The sequence below is a fragment of the Marinobacter sp. M-5 genome, assembly GCF_032911545.1.
Taxonomy (GTDB): domain Bacteria; phylum Pseudomonadota; class Gammaproteobacteria; order Pseudomonadales; family Oleiphilaceae; genus Marinobacter; species Marinobacter goseongensis.
This window is the reverse complement of the sequence record NZ_JAWJEK010000005.1, coordinates 14,885-30,265: the sequence shown is the minus strand read 5'-3', so window position 1 is coordinate 30,265 and position 15,381 is coordinate 14,885. Positions and strand designations below refer to the sequence as shown.

At 60.4% G+C, this 15,381-nt stretch carries 13 protein-coding genes; 2 read left to right on the top strand and 11 right to left on the bottom strand.

Features of this window, described 5'->3' with window-relative positions; genetic code table 11:
- Window positions 1–92 precede the first annotated feature (92 nt).
- Window positions 93–2,837: a GNAT family N-acetyltransferase gene (locus R0125_RS16245; RefSeq protein ID WP_317238820.1), complete on the top strand. Its 2,745-nt coding sequence runs from the start codon at window positions 93–95 to the stop codon at window positions 2,835–2,837.
- 38 nt (window positions 2,838–2,875) lie between these two features.
- Here the strand turns inward: R0125_RS16245 and rdgC are convergent, their stop codons facing one another.
- The 8 genes from rdgC to R0125_RS16205 form a co-directional block, all read right to left on the bottom strand.
- Window positions 2,876–3,805: a recombination-associated protein RdgC gene (gene rdgC / locus R0125_RS16240; protein WP_317238819.1), complete on the bottom strand. Its 930-nt coding sequence runs from the start codon at window positions 3,803–3,805 to the stop codon at window positions 2,876–2,878.
- A 91-nt stretch (window positions 3,806–3,896) separates the two neighbouring features.
- Entirely contained in the window at window positions 3,897–4,097 is a 201-nt protein-coding gene (locus R0125_RS16235; RefSeq protein WP_248184930.1) for a DUF2788 domain-containing protein, read from the bottom strand.
- A gap of 25 nt (window positions 4,098–4,122) precedes the next feature.
- The gene (yaaA, locus tag R0125_RS16230; protein WP_248184929.1) at window positions 4,123–4,893 is read right to left on the bottom strand and encodes a peroxide stress protein YaaA; all 771 of its coding nucleotides are present in this window, start codon (window positions 4,891–4,893) and stop codon (window positions 4,123–4,125) included.
- Between the two features lie 12 nt (window positions 4,894–4,905).
- A complete protein-coding gene (locus R0125_RS16225; protein WP_317238818.1) occupies window positions 4,906–5,139 on the bottom strand; it encodes a glutaredoxin family protein in 234 nt (77 codons plus the stop codon).
- The gene (locus R0125_RS16220; RefSeq protein ID WP_248184924.1) at window positions 5,139–5,888 is read right to left on the bottom strand and encodes a YciK family oxidoreductase; all 750 of its coding nucleotides are present in this window, start codon (window positions 5,886–5,888) and stop codon (window positions 5,139–5,141) included. Before R0125_RS16220 ends, R0125_RS16225 begins: the two co-directional genes overlap by 1 nt.
- Before the next feature lie 64 nt (window positions 5,889–5,952).
- Window positions 5,953–6,648: a phosphoglycolate phosphatase gene (gene gph, locus R0125_RS16215; RefSeq protein WP_317238817.1), complete on the bottom strand. Its 696-nt coding sequence runs from the start codon at window positions 6,646–6,648 to the stop codon at window positions 5,953–5,955.
- Window positions 6,645–7,373 carry a bifunctional 2-polyprenyl-6-hydroxyphenol methylase/3-demethylubiquinol 3-O-methyltransferase UbiG gene (ubiG, locus tag R0125_RS16210; RefSeq protein WP_248184921.1) on the bottom strand — a complete coding sequence of 243 codons (729 nt, stop codon included), beginning with the start codon at window positions 7,371–7,373 and terminating at the stop codon, window positions 6,645–6,647. The genes gph and ubiG overlap by 4 nt, the downstream gene beginning before the upstream one ends.
- A gap of 63 nt (window positions 7,374–7,436) precedes the next feature.
- The gene (locus R0125_RS16205; protein WP_317238816.1) at window positions 7,437–8,768 is read right to left on the bottom strand and encodes a TRZ/ATZ family hydrolase; all 1,332 of its coding nucleotides are present in this window, start codon (window positions 8,766–8,768) and stop codon (window positions 7,437–7,439) included.
- Window positions 8,769–8,972: 204 nt separating this feature from the next.
- Between R0125_RS16205 and mtnA the strand changes: the two genes are divergently transcribed.
- Complete coding sequence (gene mtnA, locus R0125_RS16200; RefSeq protein ID WP_248184916.1) at window positions 8,973–10,037, top strand: S-methyl-5-thioribose-1-phosphate isomerase; 1,065 nt, start codon at window positions 8,973–8,975, stop codon at window positions 10,035–10,037.
- Here the strand turns inward: mtnA and R0125_RS16195 are convergent.
- From R0125_RS16195 to R0125_RS16185, 3 genes are all read right to left on the bottom strand, one after another.
- On the bottom strand, window positions 10,026–10,745 hold the full coding sequence (locus R0125_RS16195; RefSeq protein WP_248184914.1) for a helix-turn-helix domain-containing protein: 720 nt from the start codon (window positions 10,743–10,745) through the stop codon (window positions 10,026–10,028). The two genes, mtnA and R0125_RS16195, sit on opposite strands and share 12 nt — an antisense overlap.
- 43 nt (window positions 10,746–10,788) lie before the next feature.
- The gene (locus R0125_RS16190; protein ID WP_248184912.1) at window positions 10,789–12,945 is read right to left on the bottom strand and encodes a carboxy terminal-processing peptidase; all 2,157 of its coding nucleotides are present in this window, start codon (window positions 12,943–12,945) and stop codon (window positions 10,789–10,791) included.
- Window positions 12,946–13,215: 270 nt separating this feature from the next.
- Window positions 13,216–15,366, bottom strand: coding sequence for a 3-hydroxyacyl-CoA dehydrogenase NAD-binding domain-containing protein (locus R0125_RS16185; protein ID WP_317238815.1), 2,151 nt, complete (start codon window positions 15,364–15,366; stop codon window positions 13,216–13,218).
- Window positions 15,367–15,381: the final 15 nt, after the last annotated feature.

Here is a 15,381-nt window from a genome sequence, read left to right as displayed (position 1 = left end):
CTTAGGCCGGTGCTCGGCATTTTACATCAGAGGCCAAGCGCCTAAGATAAGGGTAGCCTCGTCAACGACTGGAATCAGCAAGGAGCGTGCGTTTGAGCACCCGGTATCTGGAAAGTCTTTTCAATCCTTCATCTATCGTGGTGACCGGTGCGTCGGAGCGCGCAGACAACCTGGGCGGCATGGTGCTGCGTAACCTGCTGGGAGGCGGTTATCCAGGCCAGTTGCTGGTGGTGAACCAGAACGATTACGACAACGTGCACGGTGTACCTTGCGTGCGCAAAGTGTCGAAAATGGAGTTCAGCCCGGATCTGGCCATTATTTGTACGCCGCCGGATACGGTGCCAAAGATGGTGCGTCGGCTGGGTGAGGCCGGGGTGCGCACGGCGATTGTGATGACCGGCGGCATGTCCCGGACCCACAGCAAGACTGGCCAGCCGCTGATGTATTCGGTGCGGGACGCGGCCCGGGAAACCGGTATCCGGGTACTCGGGCCCAACACCATCGGCCTGATGGTGCCCGCCCGGAGTCTCAACGCCACCTATGCCCATATGGGGGCGATTCCGGGCAAGGTCGCGTTCGTGGGGCAGTCCGGCACCATTGCCAGCTCGGTGATTGACTGGGCCTTCGCCCGGGGGGTGGGGTTCTCCTACTTCCTGACTCTGGGCGATGGCATGGACATTGATCACGACGATCTGATCGATTACCTGGCCCAGGACAGCCAGACCCGCGCTATTCTGCTGCACATCGAGAACATTCCCAACCCGCGCCGGTTCATGTCGGCCGTTCGGGTTGCCTCCCGCACCAAGCCGGTGATCGCTGTGAAAAGCGGCCGTGTTCCGGAATCGGAATGGTTTCCCCATCAGTTGCCGGCAGGCCTGAAGCGCAGCGATCCCATCTACGATGCGATGCTGCAGCGCGCCGGTGTGTTGCGGGTCGACGGCCTCGGGCAGATGTTCGACGCCCTGGAAACCCTCACTCGCATGCGCCCGCTGCGCCGCGAGACCCTGGCGATCATGGCCAATGGCGTCGGTCCCGGGGTGCTGGCGGTGGATAGGCTGGCAGACCTGGGGGGTGAGCTGGCACCGCTGTCGGAGCAGACCATCGAGGCACTGGCGGAACACCTGCCGCCGTACTGGACCCGCAAGAACCCCATCGACCTGAACTACGATGCTTCACCGGCGCTTTACGCGGAGGCGATCAAGGTTCTGGCGCGTGATCCGGAAGTGGCCAACGTGCTGGTGATGTACGCGCCCAGCCTGACCGAAGACAGCCTGCAGATTGCCGATGCGGTGGTACAGGCAGCCAAAGGTACGCGGTTGAATGTGTTCACCTGCTGGCTGGGGCAGAGCACGGTGATGGACGCCCGTGAAGAGTTCTACCGTGCCGGCCTGCCGTCATTCTTCAATCCGGAGAAGGCGGTCATGGCGTTCATGCAGCACGTTCGTCACCAGCGGGTTCAGCGCCTGCTGACTGAGACGCCGGAGTCCTTTACCGATCATTTCGAAGACCGCACACAGACACGCCGGGTGGTAATGGCGGCCATGCGGGCCGGGCGCATGCACCTGTCCAGCCGCGAGGCCAGGGACGTGATCCGTGATTACGGCATCAACACCATCGAGACCATCTATTGTGATGACGTGGAAGAGGTGCTCGAGGCGTTTGCCGTGGAGCGGCGCCCGGTGGACATCACGGTGATTCACCAACAGGCGTGTTACCCGTTCCAGGAGCTGAGCACCGGTCAGCGGCGGTTCAAGGGCACCATGCAGAAGCTCAACAGTGAGGCGGCCATCATCGATTGCTGCCGGGTTCTGATGGAAGAGTATCAATACCATTTCCCGGGCAGCGGGTTCCTGGGGTTCGCCGTTCAGCGAGCTTATCAACATGTCGGGGGTATCGAGTTCAGTGTGGGTATCACCCGTGATCCGGTGTTCGGCCCCCTCGTCGTCTGTGGCGCTGCGGGCGCGCAGATCAATGTGATGACAGATCGGCAGATTGCCCTGCCGCCGCTGAACATGGTGCTGGCGCGGGAGTTGCTGCGCCGGACCTACATGTACAAACTGCTGGAAGAAAACAGCCTGAGGCCCGATGAAGATATTCGCGCCGTCTCGGAAACCCTGGTCACGTTATCCCAGATCGTAATCGACATTCCCGAGATACGCGGGCTGGAAATATCGCCGCTGTTGTTCAACGAGAGTGGCGCTGTGGCGGTCAATGTGGCAATCGATCTTGCGGACAAGCCCGGCCGGCCGATCATACAGCCGTATCCGAAGGAACTGGAAGAGTGGATCGTGCTGCCCAAATCCGGTCGCCGGGTGGTGTTGCGCCCGGTACTGGCCGAAGACGAGCCCGCCCATCGGGCGTTCCACGAACTGCAATCGCCGGAGTCCATCCGCTACCGCTTTTTTCAATACCGCAAACACTTCTCCCGTGAGGACGTGGCGCAGATGGTGCAAATCGATTATGACCGGGAGATGGTGTTCATTGCCAACGCCCCGCGGGAAGACGGCGAGGGCGAGGAAACCCTGGGCACGGTACGGGTCTGGACGGACGCCGATAACCTGCAGTGCGAATTTGCCGTGATGGTGCATGACAAGATGAAAGGTGAGGGCCTGGGAGTGGCGTTGATGCAGAAGATGATTGATTACTGCCGCGCCCGTGGCACCGTGGAAATGGTGGGCAATGTACTACCGGACAACCGGCCCATGCTGCATCTCGCAGACCACCTGGGGTTCGAGGTCCAGTACAACGCGGAAGAGGAAGTGATGGATCTGCGGCTGGTGCTTAACGAGCCTGAAAAAGACTGGCAGCGGGAGCGCCTTCGCCGGCAGTCCCACTGACCAGGGTAACGCAGAGCCGTCACGGCATTGGGCCGTGCTCAGCTCTCTTCGATGATCGCCGAGCGGTCTTCTCCGCCCAGGGCCTCGAGCAGGCCGGGAATCAGACGCGCCAGTTCCAGGGTCATCAGCGCGAACGCAGCATCGAAACGGGCGGCCGCGTCGTCGGCGTCCACGTCGTCCAGCTTTTCCTGCAGGGTATCGCCGAACTTCAGGCGTTTGATGCCCAGTTCCTCATCCAGCACAAAGGACAGGTTGTCTTCCCAGGTGAGGGACAGCTTGGTGACCTGCATCCCGGCGTCCAGATGGTTACGAATCTCGTCGGCTTTCAGGTCCAGCCCTTTGCAGCGCACCACGCCACCGTCCTCTGACGGGTCTTTCAGTTCACACTCGGTGCCCAGCTCGATGGTGCCCGGCAGATCAATGCTTTCATTGAGCCAGCCGGTAAAGGTAAACGCGGGCGCCTGCTCTACCGCAGGGGGGCGAACCGGCAGCGAGCCGAGGCTTTTACGCAGGAACGAGGCCAGATCTTCGGCCTGTTTCGAGGAACCCGCGTCTACCACCAGCAGTCCATCCTGGGGCGCCAGATAAGCAAAGCTGCGATGGTTTTTGGAAAAAGCCTGGGGCAGCATTTCCAGCATGACCTGTTCTTTGATTTCATCCTTCTCTTTGCGCCGTACCTTGCGGCTCTGCTCGATCTCGATGGCTTCGGCGCGCTCTTCCACGATCTCTTTGACCACAGAGCCTGGCAGGATCTTGTCTTCCTTGCGCAGGGCGATCAGGTGGTATCCGTTGGTGCTGTGCACCAGCATGTCGCTGTGTTTGCCAAGCGGCGGTACCCAGCCTTGCCGGGTGGTTTCCTGGGGACCGCAGGGTTTGAATGCGTCGCCTTGCAGTTTTTCTTCCAGGGCTTCAGCGGAAATATCGAAGGGCTTGGTAAAACGGAACACACGGGCATTACGAAACCACATCAGGGTCGGTCCTTGTCAGAGTTTCAGAAATCGGGGAGAGGATGATACGGCCACGGGTCCGTGGCCGTAAAGTGGTGGCGGCAGCGTCACGTCAGATCTGCAAGATCTCCACCATCACAGTTTTGACGATAAATCCAACCACGCCAGCGCCCAGCACGGTGAACAGGGCAAGGGTGCCGAACCGACCGGCCTGGGATTTCTTGGCCAGATCCCAGACGATAATGCCCATCCAGACAATCAGGCCGGTCAGAAGCACCAGCATGGCAATCTGGGAAAATACAGCTTCGTTCATTCAGGACTCCACAACGTGATCGGTGTTACTGCTCGTCCCGCAGGAAGAGCCAGTTGTTCTGGTCGGATTGCTCCGGGCTGAAATAGTAGCCTTCGAGATTGAATCCCTTGAGGTCGTCTGCCTGGGTGATGCCGTTTTCAATGGCGTAACGGCACATCAGGCCTCGGGCTTTTTTGGCGTAGAAACTGATCATCTTGTACTGGCCGTTCTTCCAGTCTTTGAACTGGGGTGTGACCAGGCGGCCATTGAGTTCTTTCTTGCGCACGCTCTTGAAATACTCATTGGACGCCAGATTCACCAGCACACCGTCGTCCGCTTCCAGCAGGCGATTCAGTTCCCGGGTAATGCGATCGCCCCAGAAGGCATACAGGTCTTTGCCGCGGGTGTTCTCGAAGCGGGTGCCCATTTCCAGCCGGTAGGGCTGCATCAGGTCGAGAGGCTTGAGTACTCCGTACAGGCCGGACAGCATGCGCAAGTGCTTCTGGGCAAACTCGAACTCCTTGTCACTGAAGCGCTCTGCGTCGAGACCGGTGTACACATCACCCTTGAAGGCCAGAATGGCCTGGCGCGCGTTGTCCGGGGTGAACGGCGTTTTCCACTGCTGGAAACGCTCGGCGTTGAGCTGCCCGAGTTTGTCGCTGATGCTCATCAGATTGCTGACCTGATGGGGCTCGAGGGTCTTGAGCTGATCCACCAGTTCACAGGCGTCGTCCAGAAAATCGGGCTGGCTGTGCTGCTCGGTGGCCAGCGAGCTTTCGTAATCCAGGGTTTTCGCCGGGGATATAACCATCAACATGTCAGGGTGTCCTCATTGCAAGAAGGTGAGTAACTGATCCCGGTCAAACGGCCAGTCCAGCTCGGCTCCGGTATCGTTGCGGCGCAACACCGGGATGCGGGTGCCGTAGCGTTCCACCAGTGCTTCCGATTGGGCAATGTCCACCACATCCACCGGAACGGGCGCGGGTATAGGAGTGTTTACGAGCAGGGCTTCTGCCAGTTCACACAGGTGGCACTGTGAGGTGGTGTAAAACAGCAGTTCCATTATTTCGGCTGGGCGTCCAGTTGTTGGCCGGTCACATCCGCGCTGTCTTTGCCCATCAGGTAAAGGTAGCTGGGCATCAGATCTTCCGGTGCCGGGTTCTGTTGAGGGTTCTCGGCCGGGTAGGCATGGGCACGCATATTGGTGCGGGTAGCACCGGGGTTAAGGCTGTTGACCCGAACATTGTGACGCTCGTCGTCCAGCTCTTCGGCCAGCAGCTGGCTGAGGCCTTCCAGCGCGAACTTCGACACCGCGTAGGCGCCCCAGTAGGGCTTGGCTTTGCGGCCCACCCCGGAGGAGGTAAAAATCACCGAGGCGTCAGCGGATTTGCGCAGCAGCGGAATCATCGCCCGGGTCAGCAGGAACGGTGCGGTGGCGTTGACGTGCATTACCTTGTTCCAGGTTTCGGGATCGTACAGCTCGACCGGGCTGCGGCTGCCGAGAATTGCGGCGTTATGCAGCAGGCCATCCAGCTGCCCGAAGTTGTCCTCGATGGTCATGGCGAGCTCTTCGTATTCTTTGACCGCGGCGCCCTCGAGATTCATCGGAACGATGGCGGGCTTGGGGTGGCCGGCTGCCTCAATTTCATCGTACAGGGATTCCAGCTTGGATACGGTCCGGCCCAGCAGGATCACTGTGGCGCCGTGGGCCGCAAAGGACCTGGCTGCTGCGCGCCCGATGCCGCTGCCCGCGCCTGTCACCATAATAATGCGATCTTTCAATAAATCAGCCGGTGCCTGGTAATCTTGCATAACCTGTCTCCTTGTAGGGGAAACCGTTCGGAAAAACCGACGAATCCAACGTTCTGGTAGGACGCTATTGTAACAGCTTTGCCAGGTCGTGGACGGTGTCGGCTATCAGGTCTGCTTGCCACAGATCAACGGTGTGTGGCTCTTCGATGTAGCCATAGCGCACGGCGATGGTTTTCATGCCGGCGTTCCGGCCCGCTTCAATGTCACGTTCGTGGTCGCCTACGTAGATGCCCGTATCGGGGGCCGCACCGATGCGCTCGCAGGCCAGGTGGAGCGCTTCCGGGTGGGGTTTGCGGTGGGTTACATGGTCTGGGCAGATCACCACGGCGCAGCGCTCGGCAAGACCCAGTGCCGCCACCAGCGGCTCGGCAAAACGCACCGGCTTGTTGGTGACGATGCCCCAGGGAATGCCCCGCGATTCCAGATCACTGAGAATGGCGTCCATACCGTCAAACAGCCGGGTCTCGATGGCAACGCCTTCCTCATAGAGATCGAGAAAGGCCGTGTGCTTGTCCAGGTAGTCCGGGTGCTCCGGCTCCAGACCAAAACCGACCCGGACCATGGCCCGTGCGCCATTCGAGACTGAGCGACGAATGGTGGCCGCCGGCAGCGGCGTCAGGCCATGCTGGATGCGCAATTGATTGAGGCAGCGAATGAAATCCGGTGCGGTATCGATCAGCGTGCCGTCCAGATCGAACAGCACGGTGGAGGGCGCGCCCGATGAGGCATGAGCCGGGCCGGTGGGTACGGAGGCGCTCATTCGCCGCCGTTACCTTCGCGGTCGTCCACAGCGTGCATCATGTAATTCACGTCCACGTCCCGGCCGAGACGGTACACCTTGGTCACCGGGTTGTAGGTCATGCCGGTGAGTTCCCGGATATCCAGCCCGGCGTGGCGCAGGTGGTCGGACATTTCCGACGGGCGAATGAATTTCTTCCATTCGTGCGTGCCCTTGGGCAGCAGGCGCAGCACATATTCCGCACCCACGATGGCAAACAGGAAAGATTTCGGGTTGCGGTTGATGGTGGACACAAACAGGTGGCCGCCCGGTTTCAGCATGGAGGCACAGGCCCGAATGACCGAAGCCGGATCCGGCACGTGCTCAAGCATCTCCAGGCAGGTAACCACATCATACTGGCCGGCCTGCTCCGGGTCCTGCGCCAGCTCTTCCACCGTAATCTGGCGGTAGTCCACTTTGACACCACTCTCCAGACCGTGCAGCCGGGCCACGGACAGCGGGGCCTCGCCCATGTCGATGCCGGTAACCTGCGCGCCACGGCGGGCCATGCCCTCGGACAGCAGGCCGCCTCCGCAACCCACGTCCAGCACCCGCTTGCCGGCCAGGGGCGCCCGCTCGTCAATGTAGTTCAGGCGCAACGGGTTGATGTCGTGCAGGGGGCGAAATTCGCTGGTCGGGTCCCACCAGCGGCTGGCCAGCGCTTCAAACTTGGCAATTTCGTTCTGGTCTACGTTGTGGTTACTCATGGTCGTTTCTGCCTGATTCATAATAAGGTCGTGGACGAATTCCATCCGGGGCGTCCGCCGGGCTCAGTGTTGTCCGATGCGCTCAGACCAGGACTTGACCCTGAGCATGAGATCCGGCACGTCTATCCGCGTCAAACGGCCGTCCTGTACTTGTGGTACGCCATTGATCCAGCTGTGGCTTACCTGGCGGCCGTGATTACTGTATACGAGGTGTGACGCCGGATCGTACACGGGCTGCAGGAAAGGATCGCTGAGGTCCACGGCAATGAGATCCGCCAGTTTGCCGGCGGCCAGGCTGCCGAGCTCATGATCCCGACCCAGCGCCCGGGCGCCGTGCAGCGTCGCCATGGCAATGGCATGGTGAGCGGGCAGGGCGGCGGCGTCGCCGGCGACCACTTTGGCCACCAAGGCGGCGGTGTTCATCTCGCCGAACAGGTCCAGGTTATTGTTGCTGGCGGCGCCGTCAGTGCCGATGGCGACATTGACCCCGGCGTCGGTCAGTTTCTGTACCGGGCACAGGCCACTGGCGAGCTTGAGATTGGATTCCGGGCAGTGAATGACATGGGCGCCGGTCTGCGTGAGCAGCTCGATATCGCTGTCATCAATCTGTGTCATGTGAACGCACTGGGTGAGAGAGTTCAACACGCCCAGTTCCGCCAAGCGCCGGGTTGGGCGCTGACCGCTTTTCTCGACGGCCTCATTCACCTCGAATGCGGTTTCGTGCAGGTGGACCTGCAGGCGCGCGCCGGTTTCAGCAGAAAGCGCTACCGCGCGGCGCAACGGCGCATCGGATACGGTATAGGGCGCGTGGGGGCCGATAGCCGGCATGATGTATTCGTTGCCCTGCCACTGTTCGATAAACGCAGCCCCTTTACTCAGGTATTCGTCCGGGCCGGCGCCCCAGGGCGTGGGGAAGTCCAGCAGGGGAAAGCAGACTTGCGCGCGCATACCCGCATCGTGTGCCAGCTGGGCGGCAACCTCCGGAAAGAAATACATGTCTGAAAAGGTGGTGGTGCCGGTTCGCAGCATCTCCGCCATGGCCAGTTGGGTGCCGTCAGCAATGAACGATTCACTGACATGGGCGCCCTCGGCGGGCCAGATGTGGTCATTCAGCCAGGTCATCAACGGCAGGTCGTCGGCGAGGCCGCGGAACAAGGACATGGCCGCATGGCCGTGCATATTGATCAGCCCCGGCAGTACCACATGGGAGGCCAGATCATTGGTCTCGCGGGCGCGAAACCGGCTGTCGGCCTCGTGCTGGGGCACAATGGCGGCAATGCGATCGCCCTGGATGATGACTGCCTGGTGGTGCAATACGGTGTTTGCGGGTTCCACCGGGATAAGCCAGCGGGCGTTAATGCGAATGTCCGCTGCCGTGATGGTATCTGCCGTCATGTACCCTGCCTTTTGGGTGCTGTTTGTGTGGGCCGCCTGCCTGACAGGCCGTTCCCGAAGAATGTAGCCGGAAAGTATAACGAGCAGGTGCGTTGAGAACTACCCTGCCGGCAGGGCGAGTCAGCCCGTGATTCAAATCCGGCAGGATGGACGGTTATACTGGCGGCCCGGAATTCATCCCATTGAGTCGATTGGAGCCTGTCCATGCCTGAGCCAACCCATTCCTCTGACCAGCGCGCCATCGGCACGGTGGCCATGCGCTGGCATGACAGCAGCCTTGAGTTGCTGGACCAGCGCCTGCTGCCCATGGAGGAACACTGGATTACGCTGGAGGGTGCCTCAGGTGTGGCCCAGTGTATTCGTGACATGGTGGTGCGGGGCGCACCGGCGATTGGCATCAGTGCCGCCTACGGCGTCGCCCTGGCAGCACGCCATGCCGGCGCAGGTGACTGGAAAGCGGAAATCCGCCAAGCCATCAGCGAACTGGCGGCCTCCCGCCCGACGGCGGTCAACCTGTTCTGGGCGCTGCAGATCATGGAAAAGGAATTTCACCGGTGCCGGACCCTCGACGAGGCGATCACATGTCTGGCGGCGAAAGCGGTGCAGATTCACCAGGAGGACCTGTCAGCCAATCTGGCGATGGCGGATCGCGCCCTCGAGTTCATGGCCGCGGATACGCCGTTTTCGGTGCTGACCCACTGCAACACCGGCGCCCTCGCCACCGGTGGCTATGGCACCGCGCTGGGTGTGATTCGCCGCCTTCACGAGAAAAAGCTGTTGAAGCAAGTGTACGCCGATGAGACCCGACCCTGGCTGCAGGGTAGCCGGCTGACGGCCTGGGAACTGGCGCGGGATGGTATACCTGTGACGCTCAACGCCGACGGCGCGGCAGCCGCGATCCTGGCTCGCGGTGAAGTGAAATGGATCGTCGTGGGTGCGGACCGCATCACCGCCAATGGCGACGTGGCCAACAAGATTGGCACTTACAGTCTGGCGGTGCTGGCCAGTTATCACCGGGTCGGTTTTATGGTGGTGGCGCCCTCCAGCACCGTCGATATGTCGTTGGCTTCAGGTAGCGATATTCCCATCGAGGAGCGTGAGGGCAGTGAGGTGCGACAGATCAGGGGGGTTCCGATCGCCCCGGAGGGCGTCGATGTGTTCAACCCGGTGTTCGACGTGACGCCGGCGAGCCTGATTGACGCCATCGTGACCGAGAAAGGGGTGGTTCACAATCCGGACATCACCGGCATGCGGGTATTATTCGGCTGAGTCTTCGTATTGGGCTTTCAGCGCTGCCGTTTGCTGTTCCTGCTCTTCGATAAAGTGCAGTGACATCTCGAAGCTCTGGCGGGTGAATTCCAGTACTTTCTGGAAGCCTTCATCCGACAGGTTACGGGCGTCGTCATGGCGGCGGAATATATTGATGAACTCGCGCTCCCGCTCGAACTGCAGTGGCAGCCGGCCCACGCCCCAGTCGTTGAGAATCTGCCAGACTTCCGGGTTGTAGTTGCGTGTGGTGCGCAGGATGAACGGGATGGGATCATTGCGGGCTATCAGTGCCGCCAGGCGCAGAATCAGCTCGAATGAGAGCGTGGCGGTGCCATTCTCTATGGCTTCCAGCACCGATTTGTCACGCAGGTTGAGGGCTTCGCTCATTTCCGACAGCGTGAGTCCCGCCACCTCGCGAATGTCTTTCAGGGACTGGCCGGCGGACAGCATCATTCGCAGCTGGTCCTGGGAGTTGATCAGCGCCCGCCCGACCCGCAGTGAGGTGTCGGTTGAGCGAGCGGCAAATCGCAGTGCCGAGCCGGTCATGCCGGCGAGCCGGTTAACCAGAGATTTCTGGTCGCGACCCTCGTCTCCCTGTTGTTCCAGGCCTTCCACCTCTTCCAGGGATTTCATGGCGTGCATGGCGTCCATAAGCATGCCCTGAAGCATCTGCGCTTTTTTCTGGTCGTCGTCCTTTCTGGCCGTCATGGGCTACCCTGTCGGTCTGGTCTCAGCCTGCTATCAGGCGCTCTCAGCGTGCCTGAGCGGCAAGTTGCTTGGGATTGAGTATGGACGCCATGCGGCGGTCCAGCTCCAGCATATCGGCCATGATGTGGCCACCCTCACGGATGATGAAGTCGAGTTCCTCATCGGTGTTGTCCAGATCCGCGGCCCGAACGTCCTGCCAGTCGTCCAGTTCTTCCAGAGTCTCGAACGGCTCTTCGCCGCGCAGTTCGCGACGGGCGTTGGCAATGGTCAGTCGGGTACGCTCGATCTGGGACTGCTGCGCCTTGCGCTCGTCATGGTTCAGGCTGACTGATTCCGTGGCCCGCTGCTCTTTGAGGAAGTCGATTTCCTGCTGCAGCAGACGGAATTCCGGGCTTTCCTCGAAGCGTTCGTCATGACGTTGGCGCAGCTCATCAATGATTCCGCTGAAGTCGAAGTAGCGCGCATGGGGCACGGCCTCGATCTGGTCCCAGGGCAGGGCGTGATCGAGAGCGTCTTCACCAATGCGGGATTTATCAACCCGGGACGGAATCTCGATATCGGGAATCACCCCCTTGTGCTGGGTGGAGCCCCCGGATACCCGGTAGAACTTGGATTGGGTGATTTTGAGCTGGCCGTGATTGAGCGGGCGCACGGCCTGCACGGTGCCTTTGCCGAAGGTTTGCGACCCGACCACCAGCCCGCGGCCGTAATCCTGGATGGCGCCGGCAAAAATTTCTGACGCCGATGCGCTCATCCGGTTCACCAGCACCACCAGCGGACCATCGTAAGCGACGGCCGGATCTTCGTCGGTCAGCACCTGCACGTCGTTGTTGGAATTGCGGATCTGCACGGTGGGGCCCCGGTCAATAAACAGACCCACCAGATCGTTGGCTTCGTGCAGCGCACCGCCGCCGTTGTTACGGAGGTCCATCACCACACCGTCAACGCCGTCTTCTTTCAGTTCTTCAATGAGATTGCGCACATCCCGGGTGGTGCTCTTGTAATTGGCATCACCGGCCTGCATGGCCTGGAAATCGGCGTAGAAGGTGGGAATGTTGATGACCCCGATGCGATAGCTCTGCCCACCCCGGTCCAGGTCGATCACGTCTTTGCTGGCGCTCTGTTCTTCCAGCTTGACCTTGTCGCGCTTGATTGCAATGGCCTTGGTAACGGTTTCGTCGGTGGCATTGGCGGGGATCACTTCCAGCGTGACCGTGGACTCGCGGGGGCCACGGATCAGATCCACCACTTCATCGAGACGCCAGCCGATGACGTTGACCGGTTTTTCCTCGTCATCCTGAGTCACCGAGACAATGCGGTCCGCTGGCTGCAGTTGCCCTTGCTTGGACGCCGGGCCGCCGGGAACCAGCCGAACCACCTTGGTGTATTCGTTGTCTGCCTGCAGAACGGCACCGATGCCTTCAAGGGACAGGCTCATATTAATGTTGAAGTTTTCCGAGGTGCGTGGCGAAAAGTAAGAGGTGTGGGGGTCCCACATGCCGGCAAAGGCGTTCATGTAGGCCTGGAAGGCATCTTCACTGCGAGCCTGAAAGGCGCGCTTCAGTTGGCCTTCATAACGCTGGCGCAGGCTCTCCTCAATGGCGTCGTCGTCTGTGTTGTTCAGCCGCTGGGCCAGCACTGCATTCTTCACCCTCTTGACCCACAGCGCATCCAGCGCTGCGCGGTCGGGCTCCCAGTCGCCTTCGGAGCGGTCGAGCCGGATGGTGTCGTTGGTGTCGAACTCGAGCTTGTCGATGCCGTTGTCGATGATGTTAAGCGCAAAATTCAGGCGCTCAATAATGCGCTGCTGCACCAGGTTGTAGATGTCAAAACCGGGCTGCAGCTGGCCGGTTTTCAGGGCGGAGCCGAGGCCCAGGCGAATCGCCGAGAATTTCTGCAGGTCTTCCTGGGTCAGGTAGATGCGTTGCCCGTCAAGATAGTCGAGGTAGGCGTCAAACACGTCGCCCGACAGGGAATCGTTAATGCCGAGATCACGGAAATGGGTGAACTGGAGCTGTCGGGCGATAAGAATGTTGGCACGGGCCTGATCGACCGTTGGCGTGACCGCCTTGTACTCGGCGTCCGTGTCGACAGTCGCGACGGACGAGAAGGGCAGTGCCAGCAGCAGGCTGAGGGCAATCCCTTTTCCCAGGGCCCGATGGGGCGTGTGTCTGGTGATCAAACGTTCCGCGATGCTCATAAACAGTCTACCTGACGGTATGTGGCGATAACGGTACGCCGGGCGGGATAGCTGTACAGTGTTTACTGCTTCTGACAGATACGCCAGGCCGGAATCGCCGGATTGGATCTTGGATTTATTGTAGGCAAGGGCCCCAGTGGTTGCCATAGGCGGGGCGTATCGGTTCGTGACAATCTGTCCATGAAGTGGTCAGGTTCGTAACCGGCAAACACGAAAAACCCCGCAGGGCGCAGGGCCTTGCGGGGTTCGATACACTCCTGATTCGAAACGTTATTCGAACAGGGTGTTGTTCTCGGCTTTCTCGATCAGCAGGGCGGGCGGGGCAAATCGCTCACCGTAGGTGTCTGCCAGCGCTTTCGCGCGTTCTGCAAACGCACGCACACCGTACTGGTTGATGAACTGGATAGCGCCGCCGGTCCAGGGCGCGTAGCCGATCCCGAAAATGCTGCCGATGTTGGCATCCTCGACGGTTTTCAGCACACCCTCCTCAAGGCAGCGAACGGTTTCGATGGCCTGAATGAACAGAATGCGATCTTTCAGGTCCTGAAGCGCCACGTCGCGGGCCTTGTCGGCGTCCACGAACAGCGTGTCCAGTTCCGGCCACAGCTGCTTCTTGCCGTTGGCCGGGTACTCGTAGAATCCGGCACCTGCGGCTTTGCCTTTGCGGTTGTGCTTGTCGACCATCTGGTCGATGACGGCTTCAGCCGGGTGTGGCTGCCAGGTGCCGCCGGCCGCTTCTGTGTCTTTCTTACTCTGGGCGCGGATGTGCTGCATCAGAGTCAGGCTGACTTCGTCCGAAATGGCCAGCGGGCCAACCGGCATACCCGCCAGTACACCGGCATTTTCGATGCTGGAGGGGTGGATGCCCTCGGCCAGCATGGAGATGCCTTCGTTCACAAACGTACCGAACACCCGCGACGTGAAGAAACCACGGCTGTCATTGACCACAATCGGAATCTTGCCGATCTGCTGGACATAGTCGAACGCGCGCGCCAGCGTATCCTCGGAGGTTTTGGCACCCACAATGATCTCCACCAGCTGCATCTTGTCCACCGGGGAGAAGAAGTGCAGGCCAATGAAGTTGTCCGGCAAGGCGGAGGCCTCGGCCAGCTGGGTGATGGGAATGGTGGAGGTGTTAGAGGCAAAGATGCCGTTGCTGACCAGCTTTGGCTCCGCTTCCTGGGTGACTTTGGCCTTGAGGGAGCTGTCCTCGAACACCGCCTCGATCACCATGTCACAGCCTTCCAGATCATCCGCCAAAGCCGTCGCCTTGATGCGACCGAGTACCTCGGCTTTCTGCTCCTCGGTCATGCGGCCACGGCTGACCTTTTTCGCCAGCAGCTTTTCGGAGTAGCTTTTGCCTTTCTCGGCGTTTTCAACGGAGACGTCTTTCAGCACGACGTCAATACCGCGAGTGGCCGTTGAGTAAGCTATGCCGGCGCCCATCATGCCCGCGCCCAGTACTCCGACCTTCTTGAAGGTTTCTTTGGCAACACCATCCGGGCGACTGCCACCGGCATTGATGGCGTTAAGCTGGAACCAGAAAGTGCCGGTCATGTTTTTTGCCACCTGACCAATCACCAGCTCGGCAAAATAGCGGGTTTCAATCAGGCTGCCGTTGTCGAAGTCTACCTGGGCGCCTTCCACGGCGGCCGAGAGAATGCGCTCCGGTGCCGGGTAGCAGCCTTTGGTCTTCTGCTTGAGCATGGCCGGAGCAATGGCCAGTTTCTGCGCCATCGCCGGGTGGTGAGGTGCCCCACCGGGCAGTTTGAAGCCTTTCTGATCCCAGGGCTGCTGGCACTTGGGGTTGGCGTCAATAAAGGCCCGCGCTTTCTGCATCATGTCGTCGGCGGAGGTGGCCAGTTCGCTGACAATACCCGCTTTCAGAGCCGCTTTCGGGTTGACCTTCTTACCTTCCATCAGGAATGGAAACGCCGCTTCCAGTCCGATCATACGTGGCAGGCGCTGGGTACCACCGCCACCGGGCAGCAGCCCGAGGGTAACTTCCGGCAGGCCCAACTGAATGCTGTCGTTATCCAGCACCACCCGATGGTGGCAGGCCAGCGCAATCTCCAGGCCACCGCCCAGCGCGGTGCCGTTAATGGCAGCCACGACCGGCTTGCCGCAGGTCTCCAGGGCGCGCATTTCGGCTTTCAGGCCGTTGACCATGTCTTCAAAAGCCTGGGCGTCGTTACGGGTGACTTTGTGCAGTTCTTTCAGATCGCCGCCGGCAAAGAACGTTTTCTTGGCGGAGGTGATGATAATACCTTTGATGTTGTCGAGATCCTGCTTGACCCTGGCGACGGTGTCGGTCAGGCCTGCGCGGAAATCCTCATTCATGGTGTTGGCGGACTGGCCCGGCATATCAATGGTGAGGGTCAGAATCTGGTCTGATCCCAGGTCATAATGGATGGCGCTCATAATTCGGTTCTCCTG

Bases quoted from the DNA above. Each gene is read 5' to 3' on its own strand.
- ubiG (WP_248184921.1), bottom strand. From the start codon at position 7,373: ATGAGTAACCACAACGTAGACCAGAACGAAATTGCCAAGTTTGAAGCG.
- gph (WP_317238817.1), bottom strand. From the start codon at position 6,648: ATGAGCGCCTCCGTACCCACCGGCCCGGCTCATGCCTCATCGGGCGCG.
- rdgC (WP_317238819.1), bottom strand. From the start codon at position 3,805: ATGTGGTTTCGTAATGCCCGTGTGTTCCGTTTTACCAAGCCCTTCGAT.
- mtnA (WP_248184916.1), top strand. From the start codon at position 8,973: ATGCCTGAGCCAACCCATTCCTCTGACCAGCGCGCCATCGGCACGGTG.
- R0125_RS16205 (WP_317238816.1), bottom strand. From the start codon at position 8,768: ATGACGGCAGATACCATCACGGCAGCGGACATTCGCATTAACGCCCGC.
- R0125_RS16225 (WP_317238818.1), bottom strand. From the start codon at position 5,139: ATGGAACTGCTGTTTTACACCACCTCACAGTGCCACCTGTGTGAACTG.
- R0125_RS16185 (WP_317238815.1), bottom strand. From the start codon at position 15,366: ATGAGCGCCATCCATTATGACCTGGGATCAGACCAGATTCTGACCCTC.
- R0125_RS16190 (WP_248184912.1), bottom strand. From the start codon at position 12,945: ATGAGCATCGCGGAACGTTTGATCACCAGACACACGCCCCATCGGGCC.
- yaaA (WP_248184929.1), bottom strand. From the start codon at position 4,893: ATGTTGATGGTTATATCCCCGGCGAAAACCCTGGATTACGAAAGCTCG.
- R0125_RS16235 (WP_248184930.1), bottom strand. From the start codon at position 4,097: ATGAACGAAGCTGTATTTTCCCAGATTGCCATGCTGGTGCTTCTGACC.
- R0125_RS16220 (WP_248184924.1), bottom strand. From the start codon at position 5,888: ATGCAAGATTACCAGGCACCGGCTGATTTATTGAAAGATCGCATTATT.
- R0125_RS16195 (WP_248184914.1), bottom strand. From the start codon at position 10,745: ATGACGGCCAGAAAGGACGACGACCAGAAAAAAGCGCAGATGCTTCAG.